The sequence below is a fragment of the Apibacter sp. ESL0432 genome (assembly GCF_019469225.1).
Lineage (GTDB): Bacteria > Bacteroidota > Bacteroidia > Flavobacteriales > Weeksellaceae > Apibacter.
This window is the reverse complement of sequence record NZ_CP048266.1, coordinates 1157620-1179539: the sequence shown is the minus strand read 5'-3', so window position 1 is coordinate 1179539 and position 21920 is coordinate 1157620. Positions and strand designations below refer to the sequence as shown.

Below are 21920 nucleotides of genomic sequence, written 5' to 3'. Positions count from 1 at the left end.
TAGTTCGTCTCTATTTTTGAATCATTAATTAATTTAGTTATACGTATTTTTGTATAGGAAATTTCAGTAACAGATATGTCATTAGAACTTCAGTTAAAAACATTACCTAACAAACCGGGAATTTATCAGTTTTTTGATGAAAACCAGAAAATTTTATATGTTGGAAAAGCTAAAAACTTAAAAAAAAGGGTTTCATCCTATTTCAACAAAGAACATGTAGGTAAAACTAAAGTTTTAGTTTCAAAAATTAAAAATTTAAAAATTACGATTGTTGATACTGAATACGATGCCTTATTGTTGGAAAATAATCTGATTAAAGAATTTCAGCCGCGATATAATATTCGTTTAAAGGATGATAAAACCTATCCTTGTATATGCATTAAAAATGAACCCTTTCCAAGAGTTTTTTTAACCAGAAAATTAATAAAAGACGGTTCCGAATACTATGGACCCTATAGTTCCGTAGTAGTTGCCAAAGCACTGTTAGAGTTAATAAAAAGTATCTATCCCTTACGAAGTTGTAATTTAGATTTAACTCAAGAAAAAATTGAATCACATAAATTTTCCGTTTGTCTGGAATATCATATCCATAATTGTTTAGGTCCCTGTGAGGAATATCAAACGCTTGAAGATTATTTAGAAAATATCAAAGAAATACGGGATATTATCAAAGGTAATATATCCGAGCCTTTAGCATCCTTACGAAAAAAAATGATGCAGTATTCTGATAAAATGGAATACGAAAAAGCTCAGCAAATAAAAGAAAAACTAGATATATTAGAAAAATATCAAGCGAAATCAACTGTAATTTCACCCACTATATCCAATGTGGATGTATTCGGAATAACTTCCGATGAATCGGCTGCTTATGTTAATTATTTTAAAATTGTTAAAGGTAGAATCATTCAATCCTATACAACTGAAATAAAAAAACAATTGGATGAATCCGATGAAGAAATACTACAAAAAAGTATAATTGAAATACGAGAAAAATTCAATTCAGTATCTAGAATCATTTATATTCCTTTTCCTGTAGATATAAAAATACCGGATGTAAAATTATATATTCCTAAAATAGGGGATAAAAAGAAAATATTAGATTTATCTGAAAGAAATGCCAAAGAGTATAGGTTAGAAATGCTAAAACAGGTTAAAATTGTAGATCCCGAACGACATTCCAACCGAATTATGGCTGAAATGAAAACGCTTTTACATTTACCGGAAGAACCACGATTAATTGAAGGTTTTGATAATTCCAATATACAAGGAACCAATCCGGTTTCTGCCTGTGTTGTCTTCCGCAACGGCAGACCGAGTAAAAAAGAGTATCGTATTTTTAATGTTAAAACAGTAGAAGGACCTAATGACTTTGCTACTATGGAGGAGGTAATATATCGCAGATACAAAAGGCAATTAGAAGAAAATAACGAATTACCTCAACTTATACTAATTGACGGAGGAAAAGGTCAGTTAAGCTCTGCCTATAAATCATTGGAATTACTGGGATTGGCGGGAAAAATACCTATTATCGGGATCGCCAAAAGGTTGGAAGAACTCTATTTTCCCCATGATTCCATCCCTTTATATTTGGATAAAACTTCAGAAACCCTAAAAGTGCTGCAAAAAGTTCGAGATGAGGCGCACAGGTATGGAATAACGAGGCACAGAAATAAAAGAAGTAAAAAAACATTCACGACTGAACTGGAAACAATACCCGGAATTGGAAAAAAAACCATTGAAATACTTTTAAATCACTTTAAATCCGTATCAGCCATAAGACAGGCTAGCGAAGATGAAATTCAAAAGCTTATTGGTGATAAAAGAACTTCAATAATCCTAAATTATTTTAAAACGGATAAATAAGTTTTATTAAACCTCTTAAACTCGATAAAAAAGTTAATCGGATAAAATCGTTACTATAATTAAAAGATAATAGTATTTTTGCTTGTTATTTTTAATTATAAAAATTTATGAATTATACATTTTATTCTAAAATTGGATTGCTTTTTATTTTTATATTGAGTTTTCAACTATGTATCTGTCAAAAAAGATCATCCAATCATTTAGCCGCCTTACATGCCGTAAAAAAAATTTTAACTGCAAGTACCAATGAAAGTTTTTCCGTACTAAAAGATACAGGATCATTTCTGATCAATACGAAAATGGAAGATGCCTTACCTGATGAACTTAAGGATATTAATACGAAACTCGAAACCTTAGGCTTATCCAGTATTGTTGAAAGTGAAAAGCAAAACATCGGTAAAGCAGCTCAATCTTCGGTTAATTTATTTAAGCCTATCATTAATTCTGCAATTAAAGACATCACGCCTTTAGAGGCTGCTAAAATTATAGCAGGTGGAAAGGGAGCAGCTACTCAATATTTGAAAAAGAAAACGGAAGCGAAACTTTTTGAAGCAATACAACCTAAAGTTGAAAATGAATTAAACAGCAGTGGAGTGACCGCATTGGTTAATTCTGCATTAAACAACAAAACAATTCAAAATGCCTTAGCCATGATTACGGGAAACCCTGCTTCAACAACTGAAAACGGAGCTAATTCGATTGCTAAGTACGCAACTAGTCAAATTGTTAATGGATTTTTTCAAGTAGCAGAAGAATATGAAGTAAAAAATTCCAATCTTTCTACAGATCTTATTAAATCGTTAGTTAAATAAGCTAAAAATAAAGCTATTTTTGAATTAAACAGTATCTATCACTTAATTTTAGTCATTCGGAAAAAAGTAAAGAAATGGTTAAAATAGAGGATTAGATAACTAAAATAAGTTTTATTAAAATAAAATTAAAAAAAGCCATTCTGATTAGAATGGCTTTTAATGTATCAAAGATTATTTTTTACTTTATCATTTCGTAACTTCTCTTAATAAAATCAGTAAGATCTTTACCTTTTAGTATATTTTGAGAAAGTTTAGCTAAGTCTAAAGCTTGTTTAATAATGGAAGCTTTTTCGTCTTTATTTTCCTTCTTTAAGATTTCGGAAGCAATAGGATTATTGGTATTTACGACAAGATTATAAGATTCAGGGAAATTACCCATCATGCCGTACATTCCACCGCCCACTTGTTGCATATCTTTCATTCTTCTCATAAATTCCGGCTGAGTCAAAATAAAAGGAGCATCATCCTTACTTAAGTTTTCTAACGAAATAGTATAAGTTTTAGATTCTACATTTTCCTCAATTTCTTTTTTAAGAGTTTCTTTTTCTTCATCGGTTAAAACAGATACGATGTTTTCGTCCTTCTTGATAAGATTGTTAATATGATCTGCATCTACTCGTACAAAAGAAATATTTTCTTTAGAAGTTTCCAATTTTTGAATTAAATGAGGAACTATTGGAGAATCCAATAATAAAACTTCATAGCCTTTTTGTTTAGCCGTTTGAATGTATTGATCTTGCTCATCTAAATTGGAAGCATATAAGATCACTAATTTACCATCTTTGTCGGTTTGGTGATCTTTAATCTTATCTTTTAACTCGTCGAACGTATAATATACATGATCTACCGTAGGATAAAGCGCGAATTTATCTGATTTTTCATAGAATTTTTCTTCGGAAATCATTCCGTATTCTATTACTATTTTAATATCATTCCATTTCTTTTCAAAATCCTCGCGGTTTTCATTAATTAAAGAAACCATCTTATCAGCCACTTTTTTGGTGATGTAAGAAGAAATTTTCTTAACGGCGCCGTCAGCTTGTAAATAAGAACGAGAAACGTTTAACGGAATATCGGGAGAATCTATAACCCCTCTCAATAACATTAAGAAATCGGGAACAATGCCTTTAACCTCATCGGTAACAAAAACTTGATTTTGATATAATTGGATTTTGTCTTTATCTAAATTCAGGTTATTGGCTAATTTAGGAAAAAATAAAATTCCGGTTAAATGAAACGGATAATCTACATTCAAATGAATGTAAAATAAAGGTTCATCAAATTGCATCGGATACAGCTCATGGTAAAATGCTTTGTAATCCTCATCTTTCAATTCAGAAGGAGACTTTGTCCATGCCGGATTAGGATTATTGATGATATCATCAACGATTACTTTTTCAGGTTTGGCATCTTTATCAGCACCCTCAGGTAGCGGTAACATTTCTTCCTTAGTTCCGAATTTAATCGGAATAGGCATGAATCGATTGTATTTTAACAGCAGCTCGCGAATTTTGTATTCTTCTAAAAATTCAGAAGAATCTTCGGCAATGTGTAAAATAATTTCAGTACCGCGATCTTTTTTATCCGCAGGACCTAAATCGAATTGAGGACTTCCGTCGCAAACCCATTGCACGGCAGGAGCATCTGTATAAGATTTAGTTATGATTTCCACTTTATCGGCAACCATAAAAGCAGAATAGAAGCCTAAACCGAAATGACCTATAATACCTTCTTTTTCAGCATCTTTGTGTTTAGAAATAAAGTCTTCAGCTCCGGAAAACGCTACTTCATTAATATATTTTTGTACTTCTTCTTCTGTCATACCGATCCCTTGATCGATAATATGAAAGGTTTTATCTTCTTTGTTTATTTTAATTTCAATAATTGGACTGCCGTATTCAACGTTAGCTTCTCCAATATTCGATAAATGTTTAAGTTTTAATGTAGCATCGGTAGCATTAGATACCAGCTCACGTAAAAATATTTCGTGATCGTTATATAAAAACTTTTTAATCAGTGGAAAAATATTTTCAACCGATACATTAATATTTCCTTTTGCCATATATTTTTTTGTTTTTTACGATTAATTAATGAAAATTAATTTTCAAAAGTCAAAAAAAGTACCAATGAAAATCTTATGACAAAATGACGGGAAACAAAGGTAAAAGGCGGATTAGCATTAGATAATTTTTATTTCCAATATTATAAAAGCATTTATTATTGAATTTACTATATACTATCCAATTTTTATTTTCTAAAATAAGATAAATTTATTTTAATTTTTTATCTTTAATAGTTTAAATTAAAAATTATTACAAACTTAATTTTAAGTGTAAACAGAATGATAAGAAAAGCAGTTAAAGGAGATTGTAAAAGATTAATAGAATTAGTACAAGAATTAGCCGATTATGAAAAAGCACTGGATGAAGTTACCGTAAATCTATCCCATTTTGAAGAAAGCGGATTTGGAGATCATCCCGTTTGGTGGGCGTTAGTCGCTGAAGATGAAAAATCTAAAATCCTTATAGGTTTTGCTTTATACTATGTGCGATATTCGACATGGAAGGGGCAACGCCTGTATCTTGAAGATCTGTATGTATGCCCCGATTGGAGAGGAAAGGGAATAGGAAGTCAACTTTTTGAGGCTGTGATTAAGGAAACTAAAGATAAACAATTAAACGGGATGGTATGGCAGGTATTGGGATGGAACGAAACGGCGATAGAATTTTATAAAAAGTATAATGCAAAATTTGATGCAGAATGGATCAATTGCAGTATCGATTTATAGTCTCAAGCATTTAAAAAATATATCAAAGGGTTTATTTTATACAGCAAAGTAGATAATTTACATTTTTTTGTGTTGAATCTTTAGTTTTAATTGTGATTTGGTAAAAAATCATTGTTAATTTAGGAATAGATTTATCGAAAATGTAAGATTTTAACAGATATATATCATTAAAAAAACAGTTATTTTTCGAATTTCATTATATTTGTAAAATTTATTAAATTCCGTATAAAATAAGATAAATTTTATCTGAAATTATATATTATTTGAAAATAGAGCAAAAATAATTACAATTTTTTATACTAATACTAAATTACTAACTGTAAAGAATTAATTTTGAAGAATTTAAAGTCTGATAGAACAAAGAAAGAATTAAAAAGAGGATTATCTAATCGACATATACAACTTATCGCTTTAGGCGGCTCCATAGGTACCGGTTTATTTTTAGGAATCGGACCGGCTGCTGTCATGGCAGGACCATCCGTTATTTTAGGTTATACCATTGCCGGATTTATAGCATTTATGATTATGAGGCAACTGGGAGAAATGGTGGTTGAAGAACCGGTATCGGGAAGTTTTAGTCATTTTGCCAACAAATACTGGGGACCTTTTGCAGGTTTTGCTTCCGGTTGGAACTATTGGTTGTTATACACGTTAGTAAGCATGACGGAATTAACCGCCATAGGAACGTATGTACATTTTTGGTGGCCGGAAATTCCATTATGGGTATCGAGTTTATTCTTTTTTGTGGTTATTAATTTAATTAACCTGGCTAATGTTAAGATTTACGGAGAAGCAGAATTTTGGTTTTCAATCATAAAAGTTATTGCAATCATTGCTATGATTGTTTTTGGAAGCTATCTTTTGATAAGCGGTTCGGGAGGCCCTAAAGCATCCATAACTAATTTATGGAACGACGGTGGATTTTTTCCTAAGGGCTTATTTAATTCAGATGGAGCAGGAGGTTATCAAGGGTTACTTGCCGCAATGGCTTTCATTATGTTTTCTTTCGGAGGATTGGAGCTGATCGGGATCACTGCTTCGGAAGCAGAAAATCCTGAAGTAACTATCCCTAAAGCAACGAATCAGGTAATATACAGAATCCTTATTTTTTATACCGGAGCATTACTGATTTTATTTTCACTTTCTCCTTGGAGAGAAATAACAACAGGAAGCAGTCCGTTTGTAACCGTTTTTGATACCCTTAACGGTTTTAGTTTTACATTATTAGGTCATACTTTTTATTTTACAAGCATCATTGCAAATGTTCTGAATGTGGTGGTTTTAACTGCAGCCCTATCTGTTTATAATAGCAGCGTGTACAGTAACAGCAGGATGTTATATGGTTTGTCCGTACAAGGAAATGCTCCTAAATTTTTATCGAAACTGAATGCCAATCATGTACCGGTAATGGCCATATTGGTTTCCGCCTTATTTGCTGCTGTTTGTGTTATTGTAAACAAAGTAATGCCGAAAGAAGCTCTCAATTATTTAATGTCGTTAGTAGTTTCTTCTCTAATCATCAATTGGATAATCATCAGTTTAACCCATTTTTATTTTAAAAGAAGTAAAAATAAAGAAGGAGTGTTTAAAACTAAATTTCCTTCTTTATGGTTTCCGCTGGGAAATATTATTTGTTTGATATTCTTAGTTGGAATTTTACCCATTATGTGGTTTACCGGTATGGAATTATCTATTGAGCTGATTCCTGTATGGTTGTTTGTTCTGTATTTCTGTTATAGATTTCCTAAATATAAATGGATTTTATTAATTATATTTTTAGCCTATTTTCTCTGGAGAATTTACTGCTTAATTTAGTGGGTTATTATATTTTCAACCATACAATGATTAAGAAATAGATTAGGGTTCTAATTAATTTAAAAAAATTAATTAGAACTTGTAAGCTTTTCTAAAGCATATTGTATCATTTTATCTATAGAGGAATAAGGATCTTTACTAAAAGTACCTGCATAACGGTTAGCTACAATAGTATTTAATGATAAAGCACGATGACCCATCAATTGAGATAAACCGTAAATGGCTGATGTTTCCATTTCAAAATTGGTAATTCTGTGATTTTTATATTCGAATCGATTAAGTTTTTCGTTCATCTTTTCATCATCTAAGTCCAAACGTAAAATTCTTCCCTGAGGACCGTAAAAACCAATAGCAGTTGCAGTGATACCGGCTCTGACGGCTGAATTTTCACACATAAGGTCCAATAATTCTTGAGAGCCGTCTACAACATAAGGAGCTGCTCTTTTTTTATTCCAGTTGGTTTGCGATGTAAACGCTTCTGCAATTTCATTGGTGTAAAAATTTTCAGTATTTGCGTAAAAGCTCATTAAACCGTCAAATCCTAATCCTTTAGTTGAGGCAACCATCGTATCTACCGGAATATCGGACTGTAAAGAACCGGAGGTTCCTAATCGAACAAAAGTAAGTCGGTTAGAGGTAGTTTTAATTTTCTTATTAACTAAGTCAATATTGGCAAGAGCATCCAACTCATTCAAAACGATATCAATATTATCGGTACCCATACCTGTGGATATTACAGTAAGCCTTTTTCCGTTAAGTGTTCCCGTGTGAGTAACAATTTCTCGTTTTTGAGACGTAACTTCAACGGTATCGAAATATTGTGACACTTTAGGTACTCGTCCCGGATCTCCAACCAGTATAATGGTATCTGCCAGCTCATCGGGTTTGATATTGCAATGATAAATACTCCCGTCGGGATTTAATACTAATTCTGAATTTGATAATTTAGAAGCCATAGTTTGTAAAGCTAATTTTTTTAAATTTGATATCTATATTTTATCCGCCCACTCGTTTTACGGAAAATCCTTTTTCTTTTAAAATATCCATTATTTTATCTCGATAATTTCCCTGAATAACAATAATTCCGTCTTTGGCAGATCCGCCCACCCCTAATTGGGATTTTAGTTCTTTGGCAAGTTGTTTTAAATCTTCATCTGCTCCGTTATAATTTTCCAAGATAGTAACGGGCTTTCCATTTCTCCCTTTTTTTTCATATTTACAAATAATAGGGTCCTCCTGCATAAATAATTCTTTTTCAGGGGTGGAAGATGATTCTTCAGGTTCTTCAAACTGATGATTCGGAAATAATTTCTTAAGCTGATCTTGCAAATCCATGGTATTGCTTTATATATACAATTACGAAATTAGTAATTTTTTATTGTAAGAAATTGATTTTACTTATCTATAGTTTGAAATTATTATAAGGAATTGTTTCAATTGATAAAAAATTTATACGATCGTGTATGAATAGTAATTTTAGTTTAATTTTGAATTTAAAAAAATTCAGGTAAAATGCTAGAGATACGAAAAATAAGTGAAAGAGATATAGAATCACTGGTTCATATAAGTTATAAAACTTTTGTTGAAACTTTTGGAAGTTCAAATACTCAAGAAAATATGGATCGTTATTTGAATGAACATGTAAATTCAGATCAATTGAAATCCGAGTTAGCTGATTCAAATTCAGAATTTTATTTTGCCGAAATCGATCAGAATCCTATAGGTTATTTTAAAATTAATTTTGGAGAAGCTCAAACGGAAATTAAAGAAAATGAGGGAATGGAATTTGAACGGATATATGTTCTTAGGGATTTTCAAAAACAATTTATAGGACAACAATTATTTAATCAGGCCATTGCCATAGCTAAAGAAAGAAATTGTACTTATGTTTGGTTAGGAGTTTGGGAGAAAAACACTAAGGCTATAAAATTTTATCAAAAAAATGGACTCAAGGTTTTTGATACGCATTTTTTTGTATTAGGAGAAGATAAGCAAACGGATCTTATGATGAAATTGGAATTTTAATATACGTATTTGATCAAGTATCATTTATTTAAAAAATAGCTTGAATTAAATACGTTGAAGCATATAAAAAAAATACTATTTAAACATTAAATAGTATTTTTTTTAAACTTTTTATTCTAATTACATTGATTTTATAATCTTGTCCATTTCCAATCTGGATTTTGGAGTTTTAGAAGGTTGATTATTGTCATCCGTATTTCTATATCCAATGGCTACAGCAAAAAGGGTTGTATAATCGTTGAGTTTCAATATTTCATTATATTTTTTAGGTTCAATTCCTTCCATGGGAGTACTGTCAATACCTAAGGCGGCACAGGCACTTAAAAAGAATCCTAAGGATAGATATACTTGTTTTTGAAACCAAGATTTTATTTCAAATTCTGATTGCGGTTTTAGTACTTGATTATAATAAACCATGCTTCCTTCAGGTAAATAGTTTGGCATTTCCTCTTCAAATTTTTTAACATTATCCAGAGCAGTAAATACTATGATATGGCTGCAATCTTTTATTTTTTGTGAATTAAATTCAGAAGCTCCCGCTAATTGATCTTTAAGTGACGGATCTGATATAAAATAAAATTTCCAAGGTTGGCTGTCGATGGAAGAGGGACTAAGCCTCAAAATTTCTTTTAATTTTTGAATATTTTCTTCAGAAACTTTTTTAGTGGGATCGTATAATTTAGTAGTATACCTGGTTTTTGCTAATTCCAAAAAATCCATATTTTCTATTTTTAAAATTTAAATAATTATTTATTCTGTTACTAAGTTATGAAGATATGACGAATTAATAAAATTATAGGGTTAATACTGAGATATTTTTTACTATTTATTTAAAATCTTACAATAAAAAAATTTTATTTAGTATTATTTTAAATGCTCTTTAAAAAATCGTTCCAATGTATTAAAAGGTATGATAGTTACGTTATCATATAAATCCACATGAACAGCATTTGGAATTAGTAGTAATTCTTTAGGTTCTGCAGCCGATTGATAGGCATCTTCACTGAAATATCGTGAATGTGCATTTTCTCCGGCAATTAATAATATCGGACGGGGTGAGATTTCTTTAATATAGGTTAAGATAGGCATATTCATAAAGGAGAGGGGATTGGTAGCATTCCAAGCTCCTATTGAATTCAAAGAGCGTTCATGAAATCCTCTGGGTGTTCGGTAGTAATCGTAATAATCTTTTACAAATTGCGTTTCATCGCCATTCAATTTTACAGGATTTAATAAAGGGCCTGCATGAAATATGCCATCTTCTGCATCCTTCCATCGTTGCTCACTCAATTGCTTTAAAATGTTGGTTCGTTCTTCTAAAGTCATTTTATCAAAATATCCTTTGGACATCACCCGGGACATATCATACATACTTGTTGTGGCAACTGCTTCTACTCTTTTGTCTACCGCCACAGCATTTAGGGCAAATCCTGCCCATCCGCAAATACCAATAATTCCAATTTTATTTTTATCTACATTTTTTTGAATTCCCAGAAAATCAACGGCTGCACTAAAATCTTCAGTATTAATATCGGGAGATGCTACATTGCGAGGTTCCCCGCCGCTTTCTCCTGTATAAGAAGGATCAAAAGCCAAAGCAATAAAACCTCGTTCTGCCATTTGATTGGCATATAATCCCGAAGCCTGCTCTTTAACTGCTCCAAAAGGTCCACACACAGCAAGTGCGGGTATGGGCTTGTTAGTGTGTTTTTTAGGGATATATAAATCTCCGATAAGAGTAATTCCGTAGCGATTTTTAAATGTAACTTTCTGTCTTGTTACCTTATCGCTTAACGTAAATGTGTAATGTTCGGTTTGTTTTTTCTGATTCATTTCTACTTGATGTTTATTTTGCTGACCTGCTGCCCAAATAACTAGGTTCATTGCCAGTAATAGGATTATTTTTTTCATTCGTTGATAATTGATGGTGTTAATAAAATCATTATTTCAACCTTATTAATGATATAATTGTATGGTTTGAATGATATTTATTTTATCAAGTAAAAATATAATGGGATTTCTTTTTTTATTTTGTTGTACGGATCATTTTAGTATTCTGTAAGGCTCAATTCTTTTATTTGCCTTGAAATAAAAAATTCCTAAGAAATCATCAATATGCACGTTTTCTGAAATACGTTCAACTTAAACTTAAATTTGTAAAGTAACGAAACAAAAGTTAAAGAATTATAAAATTCATATTATATCTAACTGTTTAAATTATGTTTATATTGGATAAAATATAAAAAATTTATTACATTTGTAAATAAAAAAACATTTAATCATGAAAAAGATCATTATTGCTTGCCTGGTATCAATTTTTCTGGTATCGTGTTCAAATCCTTTAAATAAAAAATTTGATCCCAAAACATTTGATACAGATTATGAAGCTATTTTAAAAAGTAAAAAACTAGATAAAGAAGATGAAGAATTACTTGCAGCAATGGCATTATTTGGAAATCGATCTTCAATAGGCAAAACATATAAGCAAATTTTAAAGGAAGCTAAAGAAAAAGAAAAAGAAAGAAAAGAATTAGCAGAAAAATCTGCAAGAGAAAAAGCAGAAAAGGAAGAAAAGATTAATAATGCTATAACTATTTCGTTTTATGATTATTATTTTAAACCTACAGATGTTGATCATTTATTTACCTCTTATCATGTTTTTAAATATGCTGTTCAAAATAAAACAGATAAAGAAATTGTTGGAGTTAAATTTACTTATACAATCTATAATACTTTAGGTGAAATGATTGGTTTATCTAATACGGTTAGTTTGACCGACAAAAGAATACCTCCCAAAGAATCTATCCAAGCTGAAACTGAGATTGCTAAAGGACGTAGTGAAAAAGAAAAGGATATTAATGAGTCCAATTTTCGAAATTTAAAATTTAAAATTACTATAGAAAAAATTGTATTTGCCGATGGTACACAATTAGAAAATTAAACTTATATTACCTAATGTTAAAAGCCTGATAATTTAATACTATCGGGCTTTTAATGTTACATAGCTTTGGGCTATTTAATTAAAAAAAGGAGAGGGGAAAAGAAAATTTATTTGAAGATTATTATTTCACAATGCTATTTTCTTTTGTGTATTCAAAATATCATTATCTGTAAACTCTGAATATCTTTCAGACAACTTATTTCTTAAATTAAAAAGTCTTTTTTCGGAAGAATCAACAATTTGAGAAAATAAACATACTTGTACCTTTCCCATTTCATTTCCACTTTCATTCTTTATAGTTTGGATTGGTTGTATTTTCTCAGAAAATGACTCACCAACTACAAAAGCATTTATATATGGAGTTCCTATAATAGTACCACAACTCATAAGATCTTCCACATATCCCACAGCTTGATCACGTTCTTTTCTACCTATTTTAAATCCACCTCTTTTTAATTCTATTATTAAGACTTTTTTAATATTAGAGATTTCAGAATCTGTATCAACTTCATTTATACAATTAATTGAAAAAGTAGAATTTCCCATCACAACTATATCTGGTCTTTTCATATAATTATTGAAAATATTTTTATCAATCTTTTTTCCAAATACTTTTTTAACAGTTGTTTGTAATTGATTATTGTAAGAATATTCTGGAGAATCAAACTCAGGACCAAATATCCATCGTGCGTTTGCTATTAAAGGATGTAAAACATGTAATTCATCTACATTTTTCTCAGAAGATAATTTTCGGATTGATTCAATAACAGATATTCTTTTATCAATTTCATCTAGAACTGTCAAGGCATCTTTTACGCTCCAATTATCTAATAATCTATTTAATCCCTCTATATCTTCACTCTTTAAATTAGATAATTTAATTAATAACTCACTACCACCTCTCGTATTTTCTAAATTTATCAAAGTATCCATTGCTAAATTAATAGAATCTTGTCTTGCAGAAGGATTAGTTTTGGCTATATGCTCTAAAGCCTCATTAAATTCATATTTAGCTAAAGGAGTTAAAGAGTTATATTCGTTTTTATATAATTTCTTAACATTTTTTTTTGTTTCTTCAATGTTTTCAATAGCAATTTCTGCAAATATTTCTGATATTTTTTTAGATAGTTCTAAAAAAATATTATTAAGCTCCTTATTGTTTTTAAATCCAGACCAATCTTCTCTAATATAGTTTTCTAAATCTTTTGTTTGTATTACTATTGAATATTTTTTTGCTTCTTGTGTTCTACCATCAAGGACGATATTAGTTCCTAAAGTCCATGAAGGTTCTCCTATTAATCTACCTGACTGCCAGATAGCAATTCCCTGATATAAAGTATTCTTTCTTGATTTTTTTGTATCTATTAAATTAATTTTAAAATTGTATTTTTCAAATGTGAAGTCAATTGTTTTAATAAGACCAGAATGAGTCTCCAAATTTATAATTTCTCGATTTATTGTAATTTTAAAATTTGGGTCATGTAAAAATCGAGCAGAAATTATGTCATTAATTTCATTGGATTTAGGAAGGTTTTTTTGTACAATAACTTGTAAAGTTGTTCCATGTGATTTTGCTTCGTTATGTGATTCTTTTTTTATAACAAATGGCTCTTTTCCACTTTTTGTTGTTATTTGGAAAGTTGATTCAATTGCATTCTTACTTGTTATAACATTATATTCATCATTAAAACATAAAAGACCGTGTCTTCCTACACCATTTCTTCCATAAGCATATCTTTTTAAATCAACTCCAGTTGGAAAAACAACTCTCTTTCCTTGATTTTTAACCCTATTATAACCAAGTTTCATCCAACGTGTTTTAAATTCTTCTGAAGTAAGCCCTGTTCCATTATCTTTGATTGTTAATATTTCTCCACATTCTTCAGGTATAAAGACATCTACTTCTGTAGCTCCTGCATCCCAAGCATTTGCTATCAATTCAGTTAAGGCAATATCTGGTTGATTAGCTAAATTTCCTAATGTTCTAATTAAAAAATCTTCTTCAAATAATGAACCTTGAATATAATCTTTATTCTCCATAATCTTGATTATTATTCGATTAATTTATCTTATCCAAAATATCCATCATAAGCTGGTTTTTTTCTTTCTCAATTTATAACAGGCGTTTAAAAGTTTCTTATTTTCGTCTAATACCTCTAACCTATTGTTAATAGGATTAATATTAATAATAGGAGTATACATTGTATTCAAAAATATACATCAATAAATTTGTTTAATATTCACATAACAAAAGCTAAGACATTTGGTTTTATACCAAATATTTCACGAAAACGGTTAATATTTTTATTTTGAAGTAATTTTTTAGATCTGTAATTGTTCAAAATCATAAGGCAAAATCATTAATTTATATTTTAGCTAATTTACAAAAAAAAATACAAGATAAGCTAAAAAATTATTTGTAAATCAACAGATTGAAAAATTAAATATCGGGCAGGAAAGAATTTTCTTTGTGGAGAAATTAGTAAGTTCTCAAATGTAAGAGCAAAAGCAAAATACACACTATATAGTAATAATATATTGAACAGGAAAAAGGTTGCAAAACTAGGGATTAAGACTAGGAGATCAGATAGTTATTATATACATATACAGCCAAAAAAGGGTTATTGCAAAGATATGATAAGAAATGTAGATATATTATGTTAAATAGAAAAAGAATAAGTAATGATAATAGTGAAGAGGTTTAACAATCTTTCTTTTTAAAATATTCTTTTATCTAGATACAAAAGCTTTGTATACTTGAACTCCATATAATTTATTAAAAAAGAATCAAAAATTTTAGTAAATAAAAATTCGCTAGTGCTCAAACATTTATTTTTCTTCATGTATGGAAATCATAGTTTTTCACATACATAAATTCAAAGAAATTAAAGACATAAAAATAATATTTCTTTTCACAGATGTTAGACAAAAAACTAAATAATACAATCACAATCTGCCGGTATAGAATTTTTTTAAATAATTTACAATATAATATTAAAGCCACAGTTCGAAGCTTAAACAGAGACACAAAATAACATTATAGAAAATGTATGAAAACATCTTTAATTTAGAAATATTTAATTTCCTATAATTTATATTATGTTAAATAGAATATTTAATACTGTTATTTAAGTTTATCGATTCTATCTCCAATTTTCTTTTTTTAGTTCATACAAATAATTAATATAGGAACTGTTTCCATCGGTAACTGTGATTTCCTTAGACGTTTTGATTGCATTTATTTTAGCTATAGCTTTTTGTGATCTAAAGTTAGTAGAACCTATATGAAAATAAATTTTGTCAACATATTGGAAAATATAATCAATCATCAATTTTTTAATTGAAGAATTTATACCTGTTCCCCAGTATTTCACTGCTATAAAAGTATATCCGATTACGATACTTTTATCATTTTCCGAATAATCATAATATCGAGTACTTCCGATTAATTCTCCGGTTGTTTTATCAATAATTTTAAAAGCTGCTTTACTTTCAATTGCTTCTTTAAAAAATACTTTGAATACGTCTTCTTTCCAACGATTATGACAAGGATGTTGTTCCCAGATTTTTTTATCTTTTGCTACTTGATACAAACTCTCAAAATCGTTGATTTCTAAGGGTAATATTTGTACAAAATCATTTTCTAAATTGGGTTGAATTGAAAAATTCATTGTATTAATTCTTAAGGTTTAGTTTTTTATTAATTTTTTTAGGAATGGCTTTTTTGTTCACTAAAATTCCAGTGGTTTTGAATTGAACGTAATTTTTTGTGACGTATAAATATCCTTGATAATCATTACTAATTCCCCAAGAATTTTTAACTAAATAATATTCCTTTCCGTTTTGGTCTTTTGCCAAGCCTACTATATGCATGGCATGATCATCTGTTGTAGTTTTATTGTTAAAGGCTTTCTGACGCAATTCTTCAGTGATAACCTTTTCCGGCTTGGGATAACTGAATAAATTAGCTTTTTCTTCGGAAGAAATGGAATAAATATTCGTATCGGGAACATAAGCGATACCATTTTTCCAACTGAAATACGGCTCGCTAACATCGCTGGCCCATCCAATCGTATATCCCGTTGATAAAGCATGATCTATAATTTCAGTCAATTCCTTCATGGGAACATTGTACATTTTGTCTCCACTCCAATTATCAGGTAATGGCGGATAAAATAGTGTATAATATTCGTAATCTTTAAAAGATGAAATTTCTATATAATCATTTGGATCTAAATCAACGATTTCTTCTGCAAATGTTTTAGGTGTATATTCTTTACCCTTATAAATAAATGTTTCAGGAACTTTTCCAATGTATTTATCTAAAATAGATGAAAAATTTTGCGTCCATTGGGTATTAATAGGTGCTTTTTGAGATTTTACCGTATCTAGATACTCTTTAAGTTCTTGCTGCATTTTACTGAAATTATTCTTTATAGCACCATTAATTAGTCCGGTATAGGCTTCCTGAGGAACCATTCCATATTTTTTGTACATATTAATAACATCGTGTAAAGAACCGCCATCACCATAATTAACGTAACCGTCCATTAAAATATAATTTTTGGCTTTATCCTCGTAAGTTTTTCTGGCAGTGTATATTTCTGCTATATCTAATACTCGATGATGTTTTTTATATATTTCAGATTCTAAAAAAGAATTTCCTGCATAACTCCAGCAAGTCCCTGAGGATCCTTGATTTTTTACGGAAGTATTATCCAGTTGTTTTATGATGGTAAAACGAAAATCGGTATGGGTTGACTTATTATCTTTAATTTTATTGATTAAATCATCTTGAGCATAACTTATTGAAGGTAAGATCCATAATGCCATTACAAAAAAGATGGTTTTCTTCATACTTTGATAATTAATTTTTATCGTTTGCTTTCTTTTTCTTTTTGTTAAAGTAATCGTATGCAAAATATCCTCCTAACAATAAGATAAATACAGGTATATAATTAGTTTTATCTTTAAGCGGAACATTTGTGTTAACGGTACGAAACATTCTATCCCATCTTATTTTAAATTTGGCAGGATGCCCGAAAGGATCATTTTCGAATAAACCTTGAATGCTTAACCAGGTAAAAATAGGAGTTCCTATAATGTGATCTTCCGGAACATATCCGAAATAACGGCTATCCAAAGAATTATCTCGGTTGTCCCCCATCATCCAATAATAATTTTGTTGGATGGTATAGGTGTTGGTTTCCTTACCATTAATGTAAAATTTGCCCTCCTTTTCCTTAAAATCATTATATTCATAATTTTTAATGATTCTTCTATATTGATCTATATTTTGACGGGTCAACGTAATAACATCCCCTTTTTTAGGTATCATGATAGGTCCATATTGAGAGCCGTTCCAACCACTATGAAGGGGAAAAATGGAATTAGTTGTATCAATTTTAGTTTTAGCTATATCTCTATAATGGATGCCCTCCTCTCCTTTATTTGCATATAAAATCTGAATAGAGTCTACCGTATCAAAATTTTTTATTTTGTTTGCATTTTCTTGGGTAAGCCCTTTGAAATAATAAATAGTATTACCCTGTTCGTTCATTCCTTCTTGATAGGTGGCATATCCCAATAGATCTTCAATTTTTCTTTGACTGATTCCGGCTTGGGTTGTATATACTAAATAGTCTCTTTGTTGTTCTTCATCTTTTTTTATTTCTTCGGGTTTTCCATTGATAAATAAATTTCCATCAATCAATTGAATTTTATCTCCCGGTAAACCCACACAGCGCTTAACATAAGGATCTTTCCTATCTATGGCAGTATGCAGAGAATCTGTAGGATAATTAAAAACAACGATATCATATCTGTTAACCTTTGTCCAACCGGGAAGTCTCATATACGGCAAACGAATTTTATCCACATAAGAATTTATTTGATTTTGAGGTTGTTGATTGTTTCCCAACGGAATTTTATTTTGTAAAAAAGGCAACGCTACCGGAGTCATCGGAATTCTTATTCCGTAATTCAACTTACTGACAAAAAGGAAATCTCCTACCAGCAAGGTTCTTTCCATAGAAGCTGTTGGAATGGTAAACGGTTGAATGACAAAAGCATGGATGACTGTGGCAAATATAACGGCAAACAATACGGCAGATATAAATGTTTCTTTTCGTTCTTGTTTACCACTGTATTGTGTTTCAGGTGAATAGTTTATATATGCTAAAAAAATAAATGAGAAGAATAAAACTAAAACGGCATCTAAGTATGAACGACGATTGTAATGTCTTATGAAATCTACTAGTATAATAGCTCCCATAATTGGACCGACAATCGGGATAAATACTATAATAAACCACCACCAAGGTCGATGAATAATTTTTAAAGTAACTAAAATATTATAAAAAGGAACTAAGGATTCCCATGCTTTTCTACCTGCTTTTTGAAATAGTTTCCAAGCAGTCAGGAAATAAAATATATTTGAAAGTAAAGCGAATAGTAAATAATAAGTTAAATAATGCATGAGATAATCTTTAAATCTTTTTAATATTTAGTTATTTAGTAGCCTAAAATAAAATAGTTTTTATCTAAAAGCCTAATACATCTTTCATGGTGAATACCCCTTTTTTTCCGATAAGCCATTGGGCTGCGATTAATGCTCCCATAGCAAATCCTTTTCTAGAATGGGCTACATGTTTCAGTTCAATATCGTCTATAGGCGAATTATAAATTACAGTATGTGTTCCGGGAACATCATGAACTCTCTTAGCTTCGATTCCCAATAAATTATTATTGGTTTTATAGGATAAATTCCATCCGTCAAAACCATAAATCGGTATGATTTCATCCGCAAGCGTTATGGCAGTACCACTGGGTGCGTCTTTTTTTTCTGTATGATGAATTTCTTCAATGTGAACTGTATATTCCCGGAACTTCTGCATAATTTCAGCCGCTCTTTTATTTATTTCGAAAAATAAATTAACGCCTAAACTGTAATTGGAAGAATAAATAAATCCCCCGTTATGCTTTGCGCAATATTCTTTTACTTGAGGAAGCTTATCTAACCAGGCAGTTGTTCCACAAACAACAGGTATACCCAATTCTAAACAAGCAATTACATTTTCATAAGCAGTAGAAGGAGTTGAAAATTCAATAGCTACATCCGCACCATTTAAATTTTTTTGAGTTGGTTTTTCTTCTAATCGGGCTACAATTTCGTGATTATGATTTTTAGCTATTTCTTCAATGGCCTTACCCATTTTACCATAACCTACTAAAGCTATTTTCATAAGAATATATATTATTTTTTATAAACATTAATCATTTTAAAAAGACAAGCAAAATGAAAGTCCTACTTTTTGATTAGTAAACCAGGTATCGGCGTCTTCCATAATAACAGGTCGTACGGCAAGATCTTTATCTTTGTCGAATATTGAAAGATGGGCGTCAACGGTGGCATCAACAATATTTAAAAGATAAGCCAGAGAAGTTAGCACAATCGCATAATCTCTGTTTCTCCTTTCCGAATCTTGAGCGTTAGCTAAAACTTTAGGACTGATTCCCGCTACATCTGAAAATTGATGCTTTTGTCCGCTAAGTTCCGCTAAATAGGCTTTGTGATATTTATTATATCGATTGTCGTAGTATTTTATAAAACCGATCCCTGCACCAATAACCCCTAACACAATAGGAGCTTTAATGTATTTTTTATTGTACAATTGTCCTAAACCGGGAAGTATGGCAGAATATAAAGAAGCTTTCAGAGGGCTTCTCAACATCGTTTGAGTTAGAGAATCAGTATGATTAATATTGCGTATTATAACGCCATCATCACTAATGGTGGCATGGTTTGTTTCTTGATTTTGCGCTAAAATAAAACAAGTAAGAAATAATGAAAGTATAACCAATATTTTCTTTCGTATCATTCTAATAATTTCTGAATTCTTTCAAATTCTTCCGTGGAATCAAAATTAATGATAATTTTTCCTTTTCCTTTTTCTGTAGCCTTTATTTCAATAGTTGTTTCGAAATAATCCTCAAAATTTTTCAAACCCTTTTTTAAATGATTGGGTAATTCTTTTTCTTTGGAAACTTTTTTGCTTTTAGGATTTTTAAAGGTTCGAATGAAACTTTCGGTTTGTCTTACGGATAATTGTTCTCGAACAATTTTTTCATAAACAAATAATTGTTTCTCTTGCTCTTCCAAGGATATGAGCGCCCTTCCATGTCCCATGGAAATTATCCCGTCTCGGATTCCCGTTTGGATAATCGGAGAAAGTTTTAAAAGTCTTAAATAATTGGTTATGGTGCTTCTGTCCTTTCCTACTCTGTTACTCAAATTTTCTTGAGTTATATTGATTTCTTCAATTAATTTTTCAAAGCTTAAGGCAATTTCAATAGGATCCAGATCTTTTCGTTGAATATTTTCAACTAAAGCCATTTCTAAAAGTTCCTGATCGTTAGCTAATCGAACAAATGCAGGTAATTTTTTTAAACCGGCCTGTTTGGAAGCGCGATATCTCCTTTCACCCGAAATTAAATCGAATTTGTCTCCATTTTTACGAACAGTTATTGGTTGTATTAATCCTAACTGTTTAATAGAAATGGATAATTCATCTAATGCTTTTTGATCAAAATTAGTTCTGGGTTGATTGGGATTGGTTATAATATCATCAAGTGAAATCTCCAAAATGTTACCTACTAATTCTTCTGCTCCTTTTTCTTCGGCAGAATTAACTTTTTTAGAATTCTCACTTAAGATTGCGGATAGACCTCTACCCATAGCTCTTTTTTTGTCTATAGCCATAATTTATTTAACTTCAGCCTTGTTTTTATTTAATACTTCTTCAGCAAGTAAGATATAATTTATAGCACCTTTGCTTTCTGCGTCATATTTTAATATGGATTCGCCAAAACTCGGAGCTTCGCTTAATCGCACATTTCTTTGTATGAGACTGTCAAACACCATATCCGGAAAATGAGTTTTGACTTCTTCCACCACTTGGTTCGATAAACGTAAACGAGCATCATACATAGTTAATAATAACCCTTCAATAGTTAGATCCGGATTGTGCAATTTTTGCACGCTGTTTATCGTATTAAGGAGTTTTCCTAAACCTTCTAAGGCGAAATATTCACATTGGATGGGAATTATTACAGAATCGGCAGCAGTTAAAGCATTTAAAGTAATTAATCCTAATGACGGGGCACAATCAATGATTATGAAGTCATATTCATCTTTTATATCTTTTAAAGCTTCTTTTAACATGTATTCTCTATTGACCTTGTCAACCAATTCAATTTCGGCAGCAACAAGATCTATATGAGCCGGTATTAATTCCACATTTGGGGAAGTAGAAGGTTGTATGGCATCTTTGGCAGAAGCGCTGTGTTCCAACACTTCATATGTACCATATTCTACTTCTTCGATATTAATACCTAATCCGGAACTGGCATTTGCCTGAGGGTCTGCATCGATGAGTAAAACTTTTTTTTCAAGCACCCCTATGGCCGCAGCCAAATTAACGGCTGTAGTGGTCTTTCCAACTCCTCCTTTTTGATTAGCTATAGCAATAATTTTTCCCATCAGTATAATAAAATTTCAAGCTGTAAAAATACAATTTTTAAACGGTATATTCAGAAAAAATTATCAACATTAGAGGGATTTATAGCAGGTTATTGACTATTTTTTTGGTATTATTATGCTGTTTTTTCTCTCTAA

Annotated in this window: 19 protein-coding genes; 6 read left to right on the top strand and 13 right to left on the bottom strand. The window is 30.5% G+C overall.

Features of this window, described 5'->3' with window-relative positions; genetic code table 11:
* Positions 1-75 precede the first annotated feature (75 nt).
* A complete protein-coding gene (gene uvrC, locus GYM73_RS04960; RefSeq protein WP_220233149.1) occupies positions 76-1863 on the top strand; it encodes an excinuclease ABC subunit UvrC in 1788 nt (595 codons plus the stop codon).
* A 107-nt stretch (positions 1864-1970) separates the two neighbouring features.
* Positions 1971-2675: a DUF4197 family protein gene (locus tag GYM73_RS04955; protein ID WP_220233148.1), complete on the top strand. Its 705-nt coding sequence runs from the start codon at positions 1971-1973 to the stop codon at positions 2673-2675.
* 178 nt (positions 2676-2853) lie between these two features.
* Here the strand turns inward: GYM73_RS04955 and htpG are convergent, their stop codons facing one another.
* The gene (gene htpG, locus GYM73_RS04950; RefSeq protein ID WP_220233147.1) at positions 2854-4737 is read right to left on the bottom strand and encodes a molecular chaperone HtpG; all 1884 of its coding nucleotides are present in this window, start codon (positions 4735-4737) and stop codon (positions 2854-2856) included.
* A gap of 279 nt (positions 4738-5016) precedes the next feature.
* On the opposite strand from htpG, the gene GYM73_RS04945 reads away from it, so the two are divergent.
* Positions 5017-5463: a GNAT family N-acetyltransferase gene (locus GYM73_RS04945; RefSeq protein ID WP_220233146.1), complete on the top strand. Its 447-nt coding sequence runs from the start codon at positions 5017-5019 to the stop codon at positions 5461-5463.
* A 333-nt stretch (positions 5464-5796) separates the two neighbouring features.
* Entirely contained in the window at positions 5797-7278 is a 1482-nt protein-coding gene (locus GYM73_RS04940; RefSeq protein WP_160565100.1) for an amino acid permease, read from the top strand.
* A 68-nt stretch (positions 7279-7346) separates the two neighbouring features.
* Here the strand turns inward: GYM73_RS04940 and GYM73_RS04935 are convergent, their stop codons facing one another.
* Positions 7347-8234, bottom strand: a complete 888-nt coding sequence (locus tag GYM73_RS04935) for a nucleoside phosphorylase (RefSeq protein ID WP_220233145.1) — start codon at positions 8232-8234, stop codon at positions 7347-7349.
* Between the two features lie 40 nt (positions 8235-8274).
* Entirely contained in the window at positions 8275-8613 is a 339-nt protein-coding gene (locus GYM73_RS04930) for a translation initiation factor (RefSeq protein WP_220233144.1), read from the bottom strand.
* Between the two features lie 177 nt (positions 8614-8790).
* Between GYM73_RS04930 and GYM73_RS04925 the strand changes: the two genes are divergently transcribed.
* Positions 8791-9303, top strand: coding sequence for a GNAT family N-acetyltransferase (locus tag GYM73_RS04925; protein WP_220233143.1), 513 nt, complete (start codon positions 8791-8793; stop codon positions 9301-9303).
* 120 nt (positions 9304-9423) lie between these two features.
* On the opposite strand, the gene GYM73_RS04920 is transcribed toward GYM73_RS04925, so the two are convergent.
* Together GYM73_RS04920 and GYM73_RS04915 are read right to left on the bottom strand one after the other, a co-directional pair.
* Positions 9424-10023, bottom strand: coding sequence for a nitroreductase family protein (locus tag GYM73_RS04920; RefSeq protein ID WP_220233142.1), 600 nt, complete (start codon positions 10021-10023; stop codon positions 9424-9426).
* 144 nt (positions 10024-10167) lie between these two features.
* A complete protein-coding gene (locus GYM73_RS04915) occupies positions 10168-11214 on the bottom strand; it encodes an alpha/beta hydrolase (RefSeq protein ID WP_220233141.1) in 1047 nt (348 codons plus the stop codon).
* 370 nt (positions 11215-11584) lie between these two features.
* Between GYM73_RS04915 and GYM73_RS04910 the strand changes: the two genes are divergently transcribed.
* Positions 11585-12244, top strand: a complete 660-nt coding sequence (locus GYM73_RS04910; RefSeq protein ID WP_220233140.1) for a hypothetical protein — start codon at positions 11585-11587, stop codon at positions 12242-12244.
* A 126-nt stretch (positions 12245-12370) separates the two neighbouring features.
* On the opposite strand, the gene GYM73_RS04905 is transcribed toward GYM73_RS04910, so the two are convergent.
* From GYM73_RS04905 to GYM73_RS04870, 8 genes are all read right to left on the bottom strand, one after another.
* The gene (locus GYM73_RS04905; protein ID WP_220233139.1) at positions 12371-14284 is read right to left on the bottom strand and encodes an ATP-binding protein; all 1914 of its coding nucleotides are present in this window, start codon (positions 14282-14284) and stop codon (positions 12371-12373) included.
* Positions 14285-15387: 1103 nt separating this feature from the next.
* Positions 15388-15915, bottom strand: coding sequence for a GNAT family N-acetyltransferase (locus GYM73_RS04900; RefSeq protein ID WP_220233138.1), 528 nt, complete (start codon positions 15913-15915; stop codon positions 15388-15390).
* A gap of 4 nt (positions 15916-15919) precedes the next feature.
* Complete coding sequence (locus GYM73_RS04895; RefSeq protein ID WP_220233137.1) at positions 15920-17101, bottom strand: aminopeptidase C; 1182 nt, start codon at positions 17099-17101, stop codon at positions 15920-15922.
* Positions 17102-17111: 10 nt separating this feature from the next.
* The gene (gene lepB, locus GYM73_RS04890) at positions 17112-18722 is read right to left on the bottom strand and encodes a signal peptidase I (protein WP_220233136.1); all 1611 of its coding nucleotides are present in this window, start codon (positions 18720-18722) and stop codon (positions 17112-17114) included.
* 64 nt (positions 18723-18786) lie between these two features.
* Positions 18787-19488, bottom strand: coding sequence for a 4-hydroxy-tetrahydrodipicolinate reductase (gene dapB, locus GYM73_RS04885; protein WP_160556652.1), 702 nt, complete (start codon positions 19486-19488; stop codon positions 18787-18789).
* A gap of 36 nt (positions 19489-19524) precedes the next feature.
* Positions 19525-20124, bottom strand: coding sequence for a DUF5683 domain-containing protein (locus GYM73_RS04880; protein ID WP_160566168.1), 600 nt, complete (start codon positions 20122-20124; stop codon positions 19525-19527).
* A complete protein-coding gene (locus tag GYM73_RS04875) occupies positions 20121-21005 on the bottom strand; it encodes a ParB/RepB/Spo0J family partition protein (RefSeq protein ID WP_105297598.1) in 885 nt (294 codons plus the stop codon). The genes GYM73_RS04880 and GYM73_RS04875 overlap by 4 nt, the downstream gene beginning before the upstream one ends.
* A gap of 3 nt (positions 21006-21008) precedes the next feature.
* The gene (locus GYM73_RS04870; RefSeq protein ID WP_160542095.1) at positions 21009-21785 is read right to left on the bottom strand and encodes a ParA family protein; all 777 of its coding nucleotides are present in this window, start codon (positions 21783-21785) and stop codon (positions 21009-21011) included.
* Between the last annotated feature and the right edge of the window lie 135 nt (positions 21786-21920).